This window comes from Corynebacterium sp. LK26 (genome assembly GCF_014335085.1).
GTDB lineage: Bacteria > Actinomycetota > Actinomycetes > Mycobacteriales > Mycobacteriaceae > Corynebacterium > Corynebacterium jeikeium_D.
Genome location: NZ_PDHB01000004.1, coordinates 124224 through 138268 on the forward strand (window position 1 = coordinate 124224; position 14045 = coordinate 138268).

Sequence of the window (14045 nt, forward strand, 5' to 3'; positions counted from 1 at the left end):
TCGATGCACCATTCACCGATTTCTCCTTGCATCAATCACTTATCGATGCGCTGTTCACTTATGCGCGCGCTATAGCTCATCGACAAGTGGATACCTCATCGATAAGTGATTGAGCTGGCCCCGACGAGGCCAACCCACCCAACCGGCACTAGCCCACCCCAACCAGCACTACCCCAAACAAAAAGCGCGCAACCCGCAAAATTGCAGGTCACACGCTCTTTTCATGCGGCGACTCAAACTCAGCTCCAGCCAAGCCTCAATTAAGCCCAGCCCAGACCAGCCCAGCAACCGGCCAAAGCCAAAGCCAAAACCCAAGCCGAAGCCCAGCAACTACTCCCCGTGATCGCGCAGGTAGCGCAGGGTCACACGCGTCGACTGCTCAGCAGCATGACGCAGCACCGGATCGACATCGGTGTAAATCTCATCCACAATCTGGTCCACCGTAGCTTCGTCACCCAGCTTGGCAACGGCATCCTTCACCTGCTGCAGGCGCAGCTTACGACGCTCAATGTACTTCTGCGTCATTACAGTAATGTCCGGCAGGTCAGCACCATGACCAGGCAGCAGACGAACACCCTTGCCGCGCGAATCCAGCATTTTCAGGGTTTCCATGTACTTACCCAGGTCGCCGTCGGTCTCCGAAATCATAGTGGTGTGGCGACCAGCGATTGTGTCACCGGTAACGATGCCTTCAACATCATCCTCGCCATCACCAGTGTGGATGAAGTAGCAGACAGAATCAGCGGTGTGACCAGGGGTTGCCACGACCTCAATCTGCGGAGTCACTCCGTCGAGGACGATACGTTCGCCGTCGACAAGCGGATCCTGACCTCCCGCGCAGTACTGAGACTCCAGCTCACGAATCGGCGCGCCGGTGAGCTGACGGAAACGTGCGGCGCCATCAGCATGGTCGCCATGACGGTGCGTCAGCAGAATCAACGCAACGTCGCCGGCATAGCGCTGGAGGACGTTCAGGTGTCCCTCGTCCTCCGGACCCGGATCGATGACAATGCTGCGGCTATCCCCCTCAGCCTTAATAACGTAGGAGTTCGTACCCTCCAGCGAAGAGTAGCTGGGGTTCGGGCACAGAACGACGCCCACAGACTGAGAAATCTGACGCAGTTGGCTATACGCAGGATGCTCCATGTCCTCTATCCTACGTGGTTGCGCAATCCGGGGAGCGCGCTACGCCCTCCAATTCGGCTCATTTGGGTGTAAGCACGCTTTACGACGCCCCGGAGAACGCAACATCCCCACTGGTCACGGCAACAAATACAGCAGCTACTGGGTTACTTCAACGATGATTTCAACTTCCACGGGAGCGTCCAGCGGAAGCTGATTCACACCCACTGCCGAGCGAGCGTGCTGGCCGCGTTCGCCGAAGACGTCGCCGAAGAGTTCCGAGGCTCCATTGATAACGCCCGGCTGACCAGTGAATCCGGCGGCGGAATTGACGAAGCCGACGACCTTCACGATGCGGGTGACATTGTCTAGGCCAACCTCAGCATCGACTGCGGCCAAAGCGTTAAGAGCGCAGGTGCGGGCGGCCTCCTTGGCCTCCTCAGCAGTGACTTCTGCGCCGACGTGGCCGACGTGGGTGAGCTCGCCGTTAACGAATGGGAGCTGACCGGAGGTGAAAACAAGGTTGCCCGTGCGCGTTGCGGGTACGTAGGCCGCAACTGGCGCGGCAACTGCAGGCAGGGTAAGCCCCAGGCCCTCGAGGGCCTGGGAAGGAGTGCGAGATTCAGAGTTGCTCATTTAAGTTAAGCCTTTCCACGGCGACTGGGGGCCGGGCGAATAAAGCCGGCCAAAGAAAGATGGCAGCCAACCGTGAGTCAGCTGCCAATCGAAAGCACAACCGCCGTTGTTAGTTAGGTGCTAGACACCGAGGTAATTAGTCAGCCTTCGGGCGCTTGAAGTAACCGACGTGGTTTTCGCCGGTCGGGCCGGGGAGAACAGTGACGAGTTCCCAGCCGTCCTCACCAAAGTTGTCCAGGATGGCCTTGGTGTTGTGAATGAGCAGCGGTGCGGTGAAGTATTCCCATTTAGTAGTCATGGAAGCTACTTTATCTGTCCCCCAGCCTCGCGCGCTGGGGGTTCAGTTTTACTTCGGTCTAAGTTCGGTTTTTACTTAGCCAGCTTTGCCTTGCGCTGAGCTGCGTACTGCTCAGCGTAGAAGTCGGCCCACGAAGTAATTTCCGGGTGCTCACGCAGCATTGCGCGGCGCTGACGCTCGGTCAGGCCACCCCAGACGCCGAACTCGACGCGGTTATCCAGAGCGTCGGCACGGCACTGCAGAACCACTGGGCAGTGGCGGCAGATAACTGCGGCTTCGCGCTGTGCGGCGCCGCGAACGAACAACTTATCCGGGTCAATATCGCGACACTTAGCGCGCGGGACCCACTCCTGGCGATCGCGGAAGCTCTCTACACCGAGCTCGTATTCTGGCGTAGTAGCAGTGCGGTTGCGATCTGGAATCGTGGCGGTCATTGTAGCCTCCTCGTGCCTGCGATTTTCGTTATTTCGAAATAGTTTCAACTAAATAGTGCTGAAATTTTGTTGTAAGTCTATTCACACCACCCAAATAATGTCGATTGGGTCACACTAGAAGGGTGGACGTGGCGCAGCTCTAAATATAACGATGCAGGTGGGGCAACTTTTTCCAACAAAAGCACGGGGGTGATTTGCGTCACTATGAAAATCTTTTTCCGGAAACCACTACACGACGAGTTGCGCGGTGTTGTAAGGGCATTCGTAGCGCCCCCTCCCCCGCTCGCCAGGCGTTTTACTGGACTCCCCGGGCATGTCACTAGGTGGATTTTCGAAAACCCACTTCGGCTCAATCCGCCCTACCTTGTAGTGTGATTGCTGTGAATAAAGGTTCGACGCTGTTCAAGCTCTCCGTTGCCACTGTGTTGGCAGCGTTGATTATGGCCAGCGCCCTCTTTCCTCTTGTGGGCGGCTCGGCCTACCTCGTTGCGCGCACGGCTGATGAATTCGCGTCGGCGTCGCGGTCGGTGATTTCTAAGGACGCACCAGGGGTCACCACTATTACGGATCGTAATGATCAGCCAATTGCGTGGCTCTATGATCAGCGGCGGTTTAATGTGCCGTCGGAACGCATCTCGCCAGCTATGAAGGATGCGCTGGTCAGCGTGGAGGATAGGCGCTTTTATGAGCACTCTGGTGTGGACTGGAAGGGTACTGCTCGTGCGGCGGTAAAGAACTTCATGTCTCAGTCGGTGCAGGAAGGCGCCTCCACGATTGAGCAGCAGTTGATTAAGAACCACACGCTGCTCGTGGACGCGCAGTCGGAGTCGGAGCGCCGCGCTGCCACTGCCACGGATTATGGTCGCAAGATCCGCGAGATTCGCATCGCGTTGGATCTGGAAGATGAGCTGACGAAAGACGAGATTCTGACCAAGTATTTAAACTTGGTCCCCTTCGGCAATGGCGCTTTCGGCGTCGAAGCTGCAGCTCAGACCTACTTCGGCATTCCCGCGTCCGATCTGAATGTCCCGCAGGCCGCTCTGCTCGCGGGCATGGTTCAGCAATCTTCCGGGCTCGATCCGTATACAAATCCGGAAGGTGCGCATGCACGGCGTAACGACGTGCTTGCGGCTATGGAATCCACGGGGGCAATTGGCCCGCAGGAGGCTCAGGACGCCAAGGCAGCTGATCTCGGTATTCTTCCGGAGCCTCAGCGCCTGCCGCAGGGTTGCATCGCGGCGGGCGATCGCGGTTTCTTCTGTGACTATGTGGTCTCCTACTTGGAGAACCACGGTATTGAGACCGAGAAGCTCAAGCGCGGTGGCTTCCATGTGAAGACCACACTGGACCCGCGTGTGCAGGACAGCGTGCAGGAGTCTCTGCGTCAGCAGGCCTCACCGACTGCGGATGGCGCAGCCGAGGTTATGAGTTTGCTTGAGCCTGGGGATGACTCCAGGAAGTTGCTCGCGATGGCGTCGTCACGCGTATACGGCCTCGATGCGGAACAAATGCAGACCGTGCAGCCGCAGCCATTTACGCCGGTGGGCAATGGCGCGGGCTCGATTTTTAAGATTTTCGCGGCGACGTCGGCGGTGGAAAAGGGGCTGGGTATTGACACCAACTTCCCGGTGCCGCGTCGTTATGAGGCCTCCGGGCTGGGCACCGGTGGCGCAGAGGGCTGCCCGCCGGGCCTGTACTGCGTGGAGAACGTAGGTAGTTTCCCGCCGTCGATGTCGCTACGTGAGACGCTCGCACGGTCGCCGAATACTCCTTTTATTCAGATTTCGGAGCTGGTCGGCGTCGATGGCGTGATGGACATGGCGGTACGCCTGGGCATGCGCTCATACACGGAGCCGGGCAGTTTTGATGGTGAGTCCTCGGTGGCGGACTATGTCTCGGAGCATAAGCTCGGCTCGTTCGTGCTGGGTCCGACGCCGGTGAATAACCTTGAGCTGTCCAATGTCGCTGCCACCCTGGCCAGCAATGGCCGCTGGTGCGAGCCCTCTCCGATTGAGTCGATCACGGATTCCAAGGGCAATGCGGTCAAGCTGAATGTGCCACCGTGCGAGCAGGCAGTGGAGCCGGGTGTCGCGCACGCGATTGCTAATGCGCTCAGCAATGACGCCACCGATGGCACCGCGAAGGATGCCGCGAAAGAGCTGAATTGGGAAGGTCCAGTCGCGGCTAAGACCGGTACCACCGAGTCGAACCAGTCCGCGGCATTCCTGGGCTTCACCGGCGGCCTGGCCGGATCGGTGTACGCCTACAACGACACCCCGACTGTCACGGAGCTGTGCACGTCGCCGCTGCGCCAGTGCCCGAACGGCAACCTCTTTGGTGGTCGCGAGCCCGCGCGGACATGGTTCGGCGCAGTCGGCCCGGTCATCGAGGACTATGGCGGAAAGAACCTCCCACCACTGGATTCGGACTACGGACTGGGTACCTCTATCACCCAAATGCCGAATGTGGTGGGCATGCAGAAGGCCGAGGCCCGGGAGACCCTTAAGAAGGCCGGCTACAAGGTAGAGGAACGCACAGTCTCCCTCACCGGCGAGTCGCGCGGAATCGTGGTCGGGTTGGATCAGCCGCCGCTACTACTCAAGGGTGGCACCGTCACGATTCGCGTGGCCGATGGCACCCGCCGTCCGACCCCGCCACCAGCGCCATCACCGCGGCCGGATTCGACGACGACCCGGCCGGATCCGCTACCGCAGTTCCCTCGTCCCAACACTCCGCCAGCGCCGAGCTTGCGGGATCTGATTCCACTGCTGCCGTTCTAGTTCACCCTAGAAGGCAGCTCCAACGCTTATCGCCGAAAAGGGAAAACGGCGAAAGGCCGCATTAGCCCTGCAGGGCAGCCTTAACGGCCTCGGAAAGCCGCTTGCCATCGACCTGGCCAGCGGCCTTTTCCTTAGCCACCTTCATAACCTGGCCCATGATCTTCATGCTCGGCGTGCCATCGCCAGCAACCTCGGCCACGGATTCCGCGACGAGGTTCTTCACGGCGTCGTCGTCAAGCTGTTCCGGCTGGTAGCGGGCGAAAACCTCTGCTTCGGCGAGCTCGGCGTCGGCAAGTTCCTGGCGGCCGTTCTCGGCATACATCTCAGCGGACTCGCGACGCTTCTTGACCTCCCGTTCAATCACACGCAGCACCTCGTCATCGGTGAGCTCGTGCTTGGAGCCGGAAACCTCCTCGGTCTGGATGGCGGCCTTCAGCATGCGCAGCGCCGCAACGGTTTCCTTGTCGCGGGCCTTCATTGCGGCGGTCATATCGGAGACAATTGTGTTCTTCAGTTCACTCATACGCCCTAGATTACCGCTGTAGTTGATAGTGTCTCTGTCATGACATCGCGCGCTTTTTCCAACCGAATTCTGCGGTCTGCCGCAGCTCTCGCCACGCTTGGCTTGACGACGTTCCTCTACGCGAACCAAATCGAATTGCGCGCATTTAAACTCCACCGTGTGCAAGTTCCCGTGCTGGCACCCGGCACGCTCGCCCGGGTGGGAAAGCGCGAGGGTGAGCCTTTCCGGATTCTGCATGTCTCCGACTTCCACATGCTCCCCGACCAGAAGTTGAAGCAGAAGTGGGTTGCCAGCCTCGATGCTCTGAACCCTGACCTGGTGATTAATACCGGCGACAACCTGGGCAGTGATAAGGCCGTTCCCAGTGTCCTCGCAGCGCTCGGTCCCCTGCTGAACCGTCCGGGCGCATTCGTGTTTGGCACGAATGACTACTTCGCGCCGCGGCCTGTCAATCCGCTGAAGTACCTGACAGGCAAGAAGCGCAAGCCCTCACGCGTCGAACTGCCGTGGCGCGGCATGCGCGCTGCGTTTATCGAACACGGTTGGCAGGATGCCACCCATGCCCGGCTGGAGTTTGTGGCGGGTGACGTGAAGGTGGCGCTGTCCGGTGTGGATGACCCTCATCACGAGTTGGAGGACTATTCGCAGATTGCCGGCGCCCCGAATGCGGATGCCGACATCGCTATCGGCCTGTCGCACTCGCCAGAGCCCCACGTGTTGGATGCTTTTGCGGAAGACGGCTACGAACTGGTGCTTTCTGGTCACACACACGGTGGCCAGGTCTGTCTGCCCGGAGGGAAGGCCATTGTGACCAACTGCGGTATCGACCGCTCGCGGGCCTCGGGGCTGTCGCGCTGGACCGAGAAGACGTGGCTGCATGTCTCCAATGGCCTTGGCACTTCCCCTTACGCTCCGGTGCGCTTGTTCTGCCGCCCATCCGCGACCTTGATTGAGGTTGTGGAGCGGGATTCGTAGTTCGTAGTCCGTCGGGGTGCAGTTCGTAGTTTGTAAGGGCGCGGCGGAGACCGCGGCTTGTCCCCACAGCCCGTTAAGCAGGCGTTTTGCATTCTGACTCAGCGTCGGGCTAAAGTAAGTCCTCGCAAGCACAGCACTGAGACGTATGTTCCCAGTTTGTGTCTGTGGCCTCGGGGTATGGCGCAGCTTGGTAGCGCGCTTCGTTCGGGACGAAGAGGCCGTGGGTTCAAATCCCGCTACCCCGACCAAGTAGAAACCCTCTCTCACCTGGAGTTATCCAAGTGAGGGAGGGTTTTGTCATTGGCTTCTGGGCCTACTTTTCGCCGCCGTTCAGGGTTGATAGCCAAAGAGCGTGTCTGACTCTCAAGATAGCGACTAGTCAGACCCCAACCGCGGCAGCACCACAGCCCGGGGTTACGGGGTTACGTGGCAAAACTGTCAACCCGAAAACTCAGGGGCTGCAAATGTGAAACTGTCTGAGTTTATGACACTTTCAAGCCATTTTTCGGGCCATTTTTGTCATAAACGCAGTCAGTAACTCGCATCAATCCAACACCACCTGTCATAAACGCAGTCAGTAACTCGGTTCGACACCCCGTCCATCACTCGTACCTATGTATTTTCACTACTGGATCCGCAGAGCCTTTCCCCGCTCCCCCAAATGCCCCTTTCACCCCGCGTGGAGCAATTTCGTGGCTGTTAGTCTGTAGAAGTACGAACCTTTTTAACAGCAATGTGAAAGTAGCCCCCAAGTGACGCACCTGGCAACAGCTCTGGCATCAGCCAGCTCCTTTACAGCCAGTCCGCCGTCGGCGACCGCACCACCAGACCAGACATTGGCCTCTGAGTTTGCGTCCGGCGGCGTATCGGCAACATTGAATTCTTTAGATTCCGTTCTTTCTGCCCCGGCAACGATTACCGCCCAAGCAAGCAGCTCCGCCGAGCACGCAACAACGCTCGCAGCTCAAGCAGTCCAAGCCACCCAAGCAGCTCAAGCAGCCCAAGCTGCCCAAACCTCCACCAACAGCCTGACCCTCCTTTCGGTCCCGCTGTTGGTCGCGGTTGCCCTGGCGCTGACCCCGCTGTTTGTGAAGCTCCTTGGTCGTCACGCAGGCTGGCCCATCGTCGCGTTTTTTCTCGCGTCGGTGGTCCAGCTTTCGCGTGTAACGGGCGATATTCTCGACGGCACCACCTTCACCTGGTCCCGCGTCTGGTCCCCGGAACTGAACGCGGCGTTTGCGCTGAAGCTCGATCCCCTCTCCATGGTGTTCAGCTTCTTGGCGCTGTTGGTGGGCTCGATAGTCTTCATCTACTCCACCGCGTATTTGCCGCCGAAGAAATCCGCGATGAGCTTCTACGTCCTGATGACGGCGTTCATGCTGGCGGTTTTGCTCCTCGTGCTTGCCGACGACATCATGCTCCTCTTCATCGGGTGGGAACTGGTCTCGATGGCGTCGTTCCTGCTCATTGCGAGGTCGGGCTCGTCGGGCGAGCTGGGCTCGTTGCGCACACTCCTGCTGACCTTCACCGGTGGCCTGCTGCTTCTGGCCGCCCTCGGCGGTGCGGTGTGGCTAACCGGTTCCACGAATCTCACCGAGGTTTTGGCTTCGCCTGAGTGGGAGGCCAACCCGGCAGCGCGCAGCCTCATTGCCGCGCTGGTGGCCCTGGGCGCTTTCACGAAGGCAGCTCAGTTCCCCTTCCACGCCTGGCTTCCAGAGGCCATGGCGGCGGCAACTCCCGTCTCGGCTTTCTTGCACGCTGCGGCCGTCGTCAAGGCAGGCGTTTACCTGCTGATGCGTTTTTCCACGGTCTTCGCGGACGTGCGCGTGTGGCAGTTGCTGCTGATCGTCATGGGTATGTGGACGGCTGTTGCCACGGCCTACTTTGCGCTGCAGCAGACTGACCTGAAGAAGCTGATTGCGTACTCGACGGTCTCGCAGTTGGGTTGGATTGTCGCCACGATTGGTGTGGGCACGAAGTTCGCGATTATGGCTGCGGTTGTGCACACCATTGCGCACGCGATGTTTAAGTCTTCGCTGTTCATGATGGCTGGTGTGGTTGATCACCAGGCAGGCACGCGCGATATTCGTCGCCTCGGTCCGCTGTGGAAGCAGATGCCGTGGAGCTTTGGCTCGATGATTTTCGGTGCGGCATCGATGGCGGCAATTCCGCCGTTCTTCGGCTTCATGTCGAAGGAAGGCATGCTGACCGCATTCGAAGGTGCGCCGCTCAGCAACACCGGTGTCGTCATTCTGCTGACGGTGGCGGCGATTGGTGCGATTGGTACTTTCGCGTACTCGGCACGTTTGGTGTTCGGTGCATTTGTGGATGGTCCGCGCAACGTGGACCACATCACTGAGGCTCCAATTTCGCTGTGGCTCCCGGCTGCCATCCCTGGCGTGCTTAGCCTTCCAGCCGCCTTCGCTGCCGGCGCTATTTTGAACCGCCCGCTGGACCGCGTGGCCGATACGGTCGGTCAGCTTCCGGCTGGCACGACTCAGGAATCGCACTTGAGCCTGTGGCACGGCGTGAATGTGCCGCTGATCATCTCTGTGGTTGTGCTGGCTGTCGGCGTGGGCTTCATCTTCACTCGTGCCCGCGTAGGCGCCGTCATGGCAGACCGCAAGCTCTTCCCGTTCACTGGTGTGGAGGCAATCAACGCGTCGCTGAGCGTCTCGCAGCGTGTGGGGCGCGCGATGGGCAAGGTGGCGCGTTCGCATCAGCCATCGCGTCACCTGTTGCCGCTGCTTGGTTTGCTCGCGGTGTACGCCCTGGTTATTGCAATCGCTCCGGGTGTCGGGGGCGCTCCGGTGCTGCCGAAGATCGACGGCATCGATCACCTGACCGATCTGATTCCGCTGGTTGTTGTCGTGATTGGCGTGTGGGCCACGCTTCGGGCGAAGAACCGTTTGCAGGCGGCTGTGCTGCTCGGCGTCACCGGTGTTGGTGTCACGCTGCAGATTCTCCTGCTGGGCGCACCGGATGTGGCATTGACGCAGTTCATGGTGGAAATCCTGACTGTCGTGCTGATGATGCTGGTGCTGCGCTTCCAGCCGCGTGCGTTCTCTGAGACCTCGAAGAACCGCCGTGCCTCGGCGGCGGTTGTGGCAGTTGCCGTGGGCTTGGCTACGTTCGGCGCGGTGTGGTTCCTCACTGGCCGTCGTCAGATGCCTGAGGTCGCGCAGTGGTACATCGATAACACTGAGAAGGTCACGGGCGAGACCAACATTGTCAACGTGATCCTGGTTGAGTTCCGTGCTTTCGATACGATGGGTGAGCTGGCGGTTCTCGGTATGGCGGGTGTCGCGATGGCGGCGGTTGTCACGTCGATGCCTCGCTTCCCGCACCTGCTCGATCAGCCTTCCCCGCTTGCGGAGCCCGCTCTGAACTCCATCATGATGCGCTGGCTGGTCCGCTGGTTGGCTCCGCTTCTGTTCGCCCTGTCCGCTGTGGTTCTCTACCGCGGCGGTACCGCTCCGGGCGGCGGCTTCAACGCGGCGCTGATTGGTGCCGCTGCCGTCATGCTGATTTACCTGTCCAAGGACCGCGACGAGCTGGTCTTCGGCAAGAAGATCCCGGTGGCGCTCAGTGCTGCGGGTGTCATCACGGCTATCGGCACGGGCTTCGTCGGATTCGCCAAGGGGTCGTTCTTGGCACCGCTTTACGGCGAGTTCCTGGGGCAGCACCTCACCACGGCATTGCTTTTCGACGTCGGCGTGTACCTGGCCGTCATCGGCATTGTGGCAACCGCGCTGAATCTCCTGGGCGGCCCGAACCGTCCTGGTGTGACCGGGTCGGACGATGTGATGCAGGATCTCTACTCAGACCGCTCGAGCTTGCGGGTGCCGCCGGAGATGGGCGTGTTCGCCTCAGAAGCGGAGAGCGCCTCCGCCCCCGCCCCAGCTCATGCCACCGTTGAGGAGGCTAAGAAGTGATTATCGCCATCATGGCTGCCGTCCTCGCAGGCGGTGGCACGTACCTGGTGCTACAGCGCGGCATGCTGCGCACCATCATCGGCATGACTCTGATTTCCCATGCCGCCAACCTGATTATTTTGTCCACGGGTGTCGGCGCCTGGCGCGGCGAACCGCTGCTGGGCAACGAGACCACTGCGGGCGCTGGCGCTGCCGAGCAGATGGCTGACCCGCTGCCGCAGGCATTCGTGCTGACGGCCATCGTGATTACCATGGCCGTCACCGCGTTCATGCTGGCTCTGTCTGGTTTGGGCCGCGATGACGACACTCGTATCCATGAGGACCGCGAGGCTATGCGACAGCTGTCGACGGCTGGTCGTCGTGCAGGTAAGCACATTCCGGCTGACTCGGACTCCACGGTCACCGGCACCCCGGGAGTCACTCCGGCTCCGGATAAGTTCCCGCGCGAGACCCCATACGGCGGTGACGAGAAATGGTAGAAGCCTCTGCAATGTCCCCTTCAACTCTGTCTTCGCTACTGCCGCTGTTTGCGGCACTGCCGCTGATTCTGTCGGCGGTCGCAGCCATTCTGCCGAAGCTGTGGATGCGCGCGACGATGGGCATCGCCGTTCCGGCACTGTCGTCGCTGGCTGCGTTTTGGGTGATGTTCTACGTCGCTGACAACGGCCCGGTCGGCCACGGTGTGGGCGCGTTCCCCGGTGGTATCTCGATTCCTTTCTTGGCGGACACGTTCTCCATGCTGATGCTGGGTGTGGCCGCGGCTGTGGTTGCCATCGGTAACTGGTTCGCCCACGTCGCGGGCGAAAACACTTCGCGGTTCTTCCCCTCCCTGACACTGATGATGTTGTCCGGTATGTCGGGTGCTTTCCTGACTGCCGATTTGTTCAACTTCTTCGTGTTCATGGAGGTCATGCTGCTCCCCTCCTACGGCCTAATTGCGGTCACCGGTACCTGGCACCGCCTGGCTGCTGGCCGTAACTTCGTGCTGGTCAACCTCTTGACCTCCACGGTGTTGCTGATTGGTGTCGCGCTGATCTACGGCTCGGCGGGCAATGTGAACATCGCAATGCTGGCCGACATGGCCAGCAAGGGCGGCCCTGGCGGCACGGGTGTGGTCGCGCTCGGCATTGTCATCATCGCACTGTGTGTGAAGGCTGGTTTGGTTCCGGCGCACACGTGGTTGCCGAGGACGTACCCGTCGACAAGCCCTGCGGTGATGGCGCTGTTCTCTGCGGTGCATACGAAGGTTGCTGTGTACATGCTGTTCCGCATCTACGTCGTGATTGTGGGCATGAACCCCTCCTGGCACTGGCCGATCATTATCATCATGGCAATCTCGATGCTGGTCGGCGCGTTTGCTGGCCTCGCTGAGAACACCATGCGTGAGGTGCTCGCCTACCAGATGGTCACGGGTATGCCGTTCATTCTGATTGTGCTGGCGTTCACGGATGCTAACGACGGCGGCGGCGCCAAGGCGGCACTGGCTGCGGGTATTTTCTACGCGATCCACCACATGGTGACTGTCGGTGCCCTCATTCTGGGCTCCGGTGCGGTGGAAGAGACCTACGGTACGGGTACGCTCTCCAGGCTTTCTGGGCTTGCCCGCCGCGACCAAGCAGTCGCTTGGGTGATGGCAGCGATGAGCTTCTCCATTGTTGGCTTCCCGCCATTTTCCGGTGTGTGGGGCAAGGTGGGCATTGTCTTCGCCTCTGCTGCTACTGGCGATGCCCGTTCGATTATTGCAATCACCGCAATCATCGTGGCCTCGCTGGGCTCGCTGCTGGCCATGATTCGGCTGTGGCGCGCGGTCTTCTGGGGCCGCCCCATGCAGGGCGTGGATGATTCCGTTCGCGTTCCGGGCGCGCTGGTTGCGCCGTCCGCCATGCTGGCAATTATTTCTGTGGCAATGTTTGTCGCAGTCGGCGCCGTCACTTGGGCGACCACCGGTGCGGCTGATGCGCTGCTGAATATTGATGGCTACCGCGAGGCCACTCTCGGCGGGGTCGAAAACGCCATCGGAGGTATTTACTGATGAAGTTCCTGCATGTTATCCGCTATTCCCTCTGGCTGGTCTGGCAGGTTATTGTGGCTGCGACGGACGTGGTGCGCGATACGCTGCGCCCGCACCAGAAGCAGCAGCCGGTGCTCATTGGGCTGCCGCTGCGTGTGACGTCTGACCTTGAGGTCACTCTCTTTGCCGAGTCCATCACCATGACTCCTGGCACGCTGGTCTGCGGTGTCCGTGAGACCGATGTGGGGCGGTTGTTCATCATCCACGCAATCTTCGGTGCCGACCTGGACGCGCTGTACGACTCCCTCTACGACATGGAGGAGCACCTCGTTCCCAGCCTCCGCGATGTCCCCCGCCCGAAGGCGTTCGTCTTCGAGGAGTACAACGCGGACAAGTTCATTGACCCGGATGCCGTCGTCGGCGTTGCCGCTGAGGTCGACCATGGTCTGCCGCTGCCGGATGGCATTGCCTCCAAAGGCGAAGACAAAGGAGCACGCTCATGAATGACACATTGATCGATCCCACCGCAGTACAGGTAATTAGCGGCATTGGCATTGCTCTATGTTCAGTGGCGCTGCTTGTGGGCGTGGTGCTGATCTTCCGAGTCAAGGGCAATGTCTCACGCGCAGTGCTTTCCGACGCTGCCTTCTACCCCATGGTGGGAGTGTTCCTCACAACTGCCATGCTGCGGACTACGGCCATCACTTTCGATATTGCAATGCTGGCGGGTCTGCTTGGCATTTTGTCGACCGTGGGCCTGGCCCGAGTTATTTCCCGTGGCCGCCGCTAAGACCGATTAAGGACGAATCGCAATATGAGTATCGCTTCAATTCTTGTAACTATATTGTTTGCCGTGCTGGTCATTGGCGGATCTTTGTACCTGCTCCTGGCGGGCGTGGCCATGTGGCGCTCTAAAGATGCCCTGAGCCGGTTGAACCAGCTTTCCGCCGGAATCATGGTGGGCATCCCCGCACTGGTGATTGCCAACTTGGTCCTAGAGGCCGACCAGGGCGATCTGACGTGGGGCAAAACCCTCACCGCCATTCTGGCCATTGTAGCCGTCCTGGTCGTCGCCACCGTCGCCTCCGAGGTACTTGGACGCGCGGTGCTGGGTGCCCGTGATGGCTCCGCTGAGGACTACGTGCCGGAGCGGTAGCTAGCGGCACGGGAAGCGTCCCGCATACGCCGCTTCCGGCCGGTTTCAGAGCAGCCTCTCAGTGCTCTCCAAGACCCCCTTTGGGCCACCCACCCTACCCAAAAGGGGGTATGTTTCCCCACACTTTTGGCCTCCCGCAATGTGATGTACCTCTCATGGGATATGGGTCGCTCGT

The 14045-nt window shown here is 60.1% G+C and carries 13 protein-coding genes and 1 tRNA gene; 9 read left to right on the forward strand and 5 right to left on the reverse strand.

Annotation, left to right across the window (positions count from 1 at the left end):
• Positions 1-330: 330 nt before the first annotated feature.
• The 4 genes from CRD13_RS05415 to CRD13_RS05430 all read right to left on the reverse strand — a co-directional run bounded on the left by CRD13_RS05415 (position 331) and on the right by CRD13_RS05430 (position 2490).
• The gene (locus CRD13_RS05415) at positions 331-1146 is read right to left on the reverse strand and encodes an MBL fold metallo-hydrolase (protein ID WP_070432015.1); all 816 of its coding nucleotides are present in this window, start codon (positions 1144-1146) and stop codon (positions 331-333) included.
• 135 nt (positions 1147-1281) lie between these two features.
• Positions 1282-1758, reverse strand: coding sequence for a RidA family protein (locus CRD13_RS05420; RefSeq protein ID WP_187401373.1), 477 nt, complete (start codon positions 1756-1758; stop codon positions 1282-1284).
• Positions 1759-1894: 136 nt separating this feature from the next.
• Positions 1895-2056, reverse strand: a complete 162-nt coding sequence (locus CRD13_RS05425) for a hypothetical protein (protein ID WP_005511670.1) — start codon at positions 2054-2056, stop codon at positions 1895-1897.
• 71 nt (positions 2057-2127) lie between these two features.
• Positions 2128-2490, reverse strand: coding sequence for a WhiB family transcriptional regulator (locus CRD13_RS05430; RefSeq protein ID WP_038627417.1), 363 nt, complete (start codon positions 2488-2490; stop codon positions 2128-2130).
• 371 nt (positions 2491-2861) lie between these two features.
• Here CRD13_RS05430 and CRD13_RS05435 point away from each other — a divergent pair, with 371 nt between their 5' ends.
• Positions 2862-5270, forward strand: a complete 2409-nt coding sequence (locus tag CRD13_RS05435) for a transglycosylase domain-containing protein (RefSeq protein WP_187401374.1) — start codon at positions 2862-2864, stop codon at positions 5268-5270.
• A 61-nt stretch (positions 5271-5331) separates the two neighbouring features.
• On the opposite strand, the gene CRD13_RS05440 is transcribed toward CRD13_RS05435, so the two are convergent.
• Positions 5332-5793, reverse strand: a complete 462-nt coding sequence (locus tag CRD13_RS05440; protein ID WP_048731412.1) for a GatB/YqeY domain-containing protein — start codon at positions 5791-5793, stop codon at positions 5332-5334.
• Positions 5794-5832: 39 nt separating this feature from the next.
• Between CRD13_RS05440 and CRD13_RS05445 the strand changes: the two genes are divergently transcribed.
• From CRD13_RS05445 to CRD13_RS05480, 8 genes are all read left to right on the forward strand, one after another.
• Positions 5833-6768 (forward strand): metallophosphoesterase, encoded by a 936-nt coding sequence (locus CRD13_RS05445; RefSeq protein WP_187401375.1) that lies wholly within the window; start codon positions 5833-5835, stop codon positions 6766-6768.
• 171 nt (positions 6769-6939) lie between these two features.
• Positions 6940-7016 (forward strand) — tRNA-Pro (locus CRD13_RS05450).
• A gap of 780 nt (positions 7017-7796) precedes the next feature.
• Positions 7797-10703 carry a DUF4040 family protein gene (locus CRD13_RS05455; protein ID WP_370549637.1) on the forward strand — a complete coding sequence of 969 codons (2907 nt, stop codon included), beginning with the start codon at positions 7797-7799 and terminating at the stop codon, positions 10701-10703.
• On the forward strand, positions 10700-11182 hold the full coding sequence (locus CRD13_RS05460) for a sodium:proton antiporter (RefSeq protein ID WP_147719227.1): 483 nt from the start codon (positions 10700-10702) through the stop codon (positions 11180-11182). Before CRD13_RS05455 ends, CRD13_RS05460 begins: the two co-directional genes overlap by 4 nt.
• Before the next feature lie 11 nt (positions 11183-11193).
• A complete protein-coding gene (locus tag CRD13_RS05465; protein WP_255467797.1) occupies positions 11194-12735 on the forward strand; it encodes a monovalent cation/H+ antiporter subunit D family protein in 1542 nt (513 codons plus the stop codon).
• Positions 12735-13217, forward strand: coding sequence for a Na+/H+ antiporter subunit E (locus CRD13_RS05470; protein WP_070856821.1), 483 nt, complete (start codon positions 12735-12737; stop codon positions 13215-13217). Before CRD13_RS05465 ends, CRD13_RS05470 begins: the two co-directional genes overlap by 1 nt.
• Positions 13214-13504 carry a monovalent cation/H+ antiporter complex subunit F gene (locus tag CRD13_RS05475; RefSeq protein WP_005511667.1) on the forward strand — a complete coding sequence of 97 codons (291 nt, stop codon included), beginning with the start codon at positions 13214-13216 and terminating at the stop codon, positions 13502-13504. Before CRD13_RS05470 ends, CRD13_RS05475 begins: the two co-directional genes overlap by 4 nt.
• Positions 13505-13528: 24 nt before the next feature.
• Positions 13529-13870 (forward strand): monovalent cation/H(+) antiporter subunit G, encoded by a 342-nt coding sequence (locus tag CRD13_RS05480; RefSeq protein WP_016421914.1) that lies wholly within the window; start codon positions 13529-13531, stop codon positions 13868-13870.
• The last annotated feature ends 175 nt before the right edge of the window (positions 13871-14045 follow it).

What these genes read in the sequence shown, in the direction of transcription:
- CRD13_RS05480 (WP_016421914.1), top strand. Translation starts at nt 13,529, where the DNA reads ATGAGTATCGCTTCAATTCTTGTAACTATATTGTTTGCCGTGCTGGTC.
- CRD13_RS05475 (WP_005511667.1), top strand. Translation starts at nt 13,214, where the DNA reads ATGAATGACACATTGATCGATCCCACCGCAGTACAGGTAATTAGCGGC.
- CRD13_RS05430 (WP_038627417.1), bottom strand. Translation starts at nt 2,490, where the DNA reads ATGACCGCCACGATTCCAGATCGCAACCGCACTGCTACTACGCCAGAA.
- CRD13_RS05470 (WP_070856821.1), top strand. Translation starts at nt 12,735, where the DNA reads ATGAAGTTCCTGCATGTTATCCGCTATTCCCTCTGGCTGGTCTGGCAG.
- CRD13_RS05440 (WP_048731412.1), bottom strand. Translation starts at nt 5,793, where the DNA reads ATGAGTGAACTGAAGAACACAATTGTCTCCGATATGACCGCCGCAATG.
- CRD13_RS05425 (WP_005511670.1), bottom strand. Translation starts at nt 2,056, where the DNA reads ATGACTACTAAATGGGAATACTTCACCGCACCGCTGCTCATTCACAAC.
- CRD13_RS05445 (WP_187401375.1), top strand. Translation starts at nt 5,833, where the DNA reads ATGACATCGCGCGCTTTTTCCAACCGAATTCTGCGGTCTGCCGCAGCT.
- CRD13_RS05465 (WP_255467797.1), top strand. Translation starts at nt 11,194, where the DNA reads ATGTCCCCTTCAACTCTGTCTTCGCTACTGCCGCTGTTTGCGGCACTG.
- CRD13_RS05420 (WP_187401373.1), bottom strand. Translation starts at nt 1,758, where the DNA reads ATGAGCAACTCTGAATCTCGCACTCCTTCCCAGGCCCTCGAGGGCCTG.
- CRD13_RS05415 (WP_070432015.1), bottom strand. Translation starts at nt 1,146, where the DNA reads ATGGAGCATCCTGCGTATAGCCAACTGCGTCAGATTTCTCAGTCTGTG.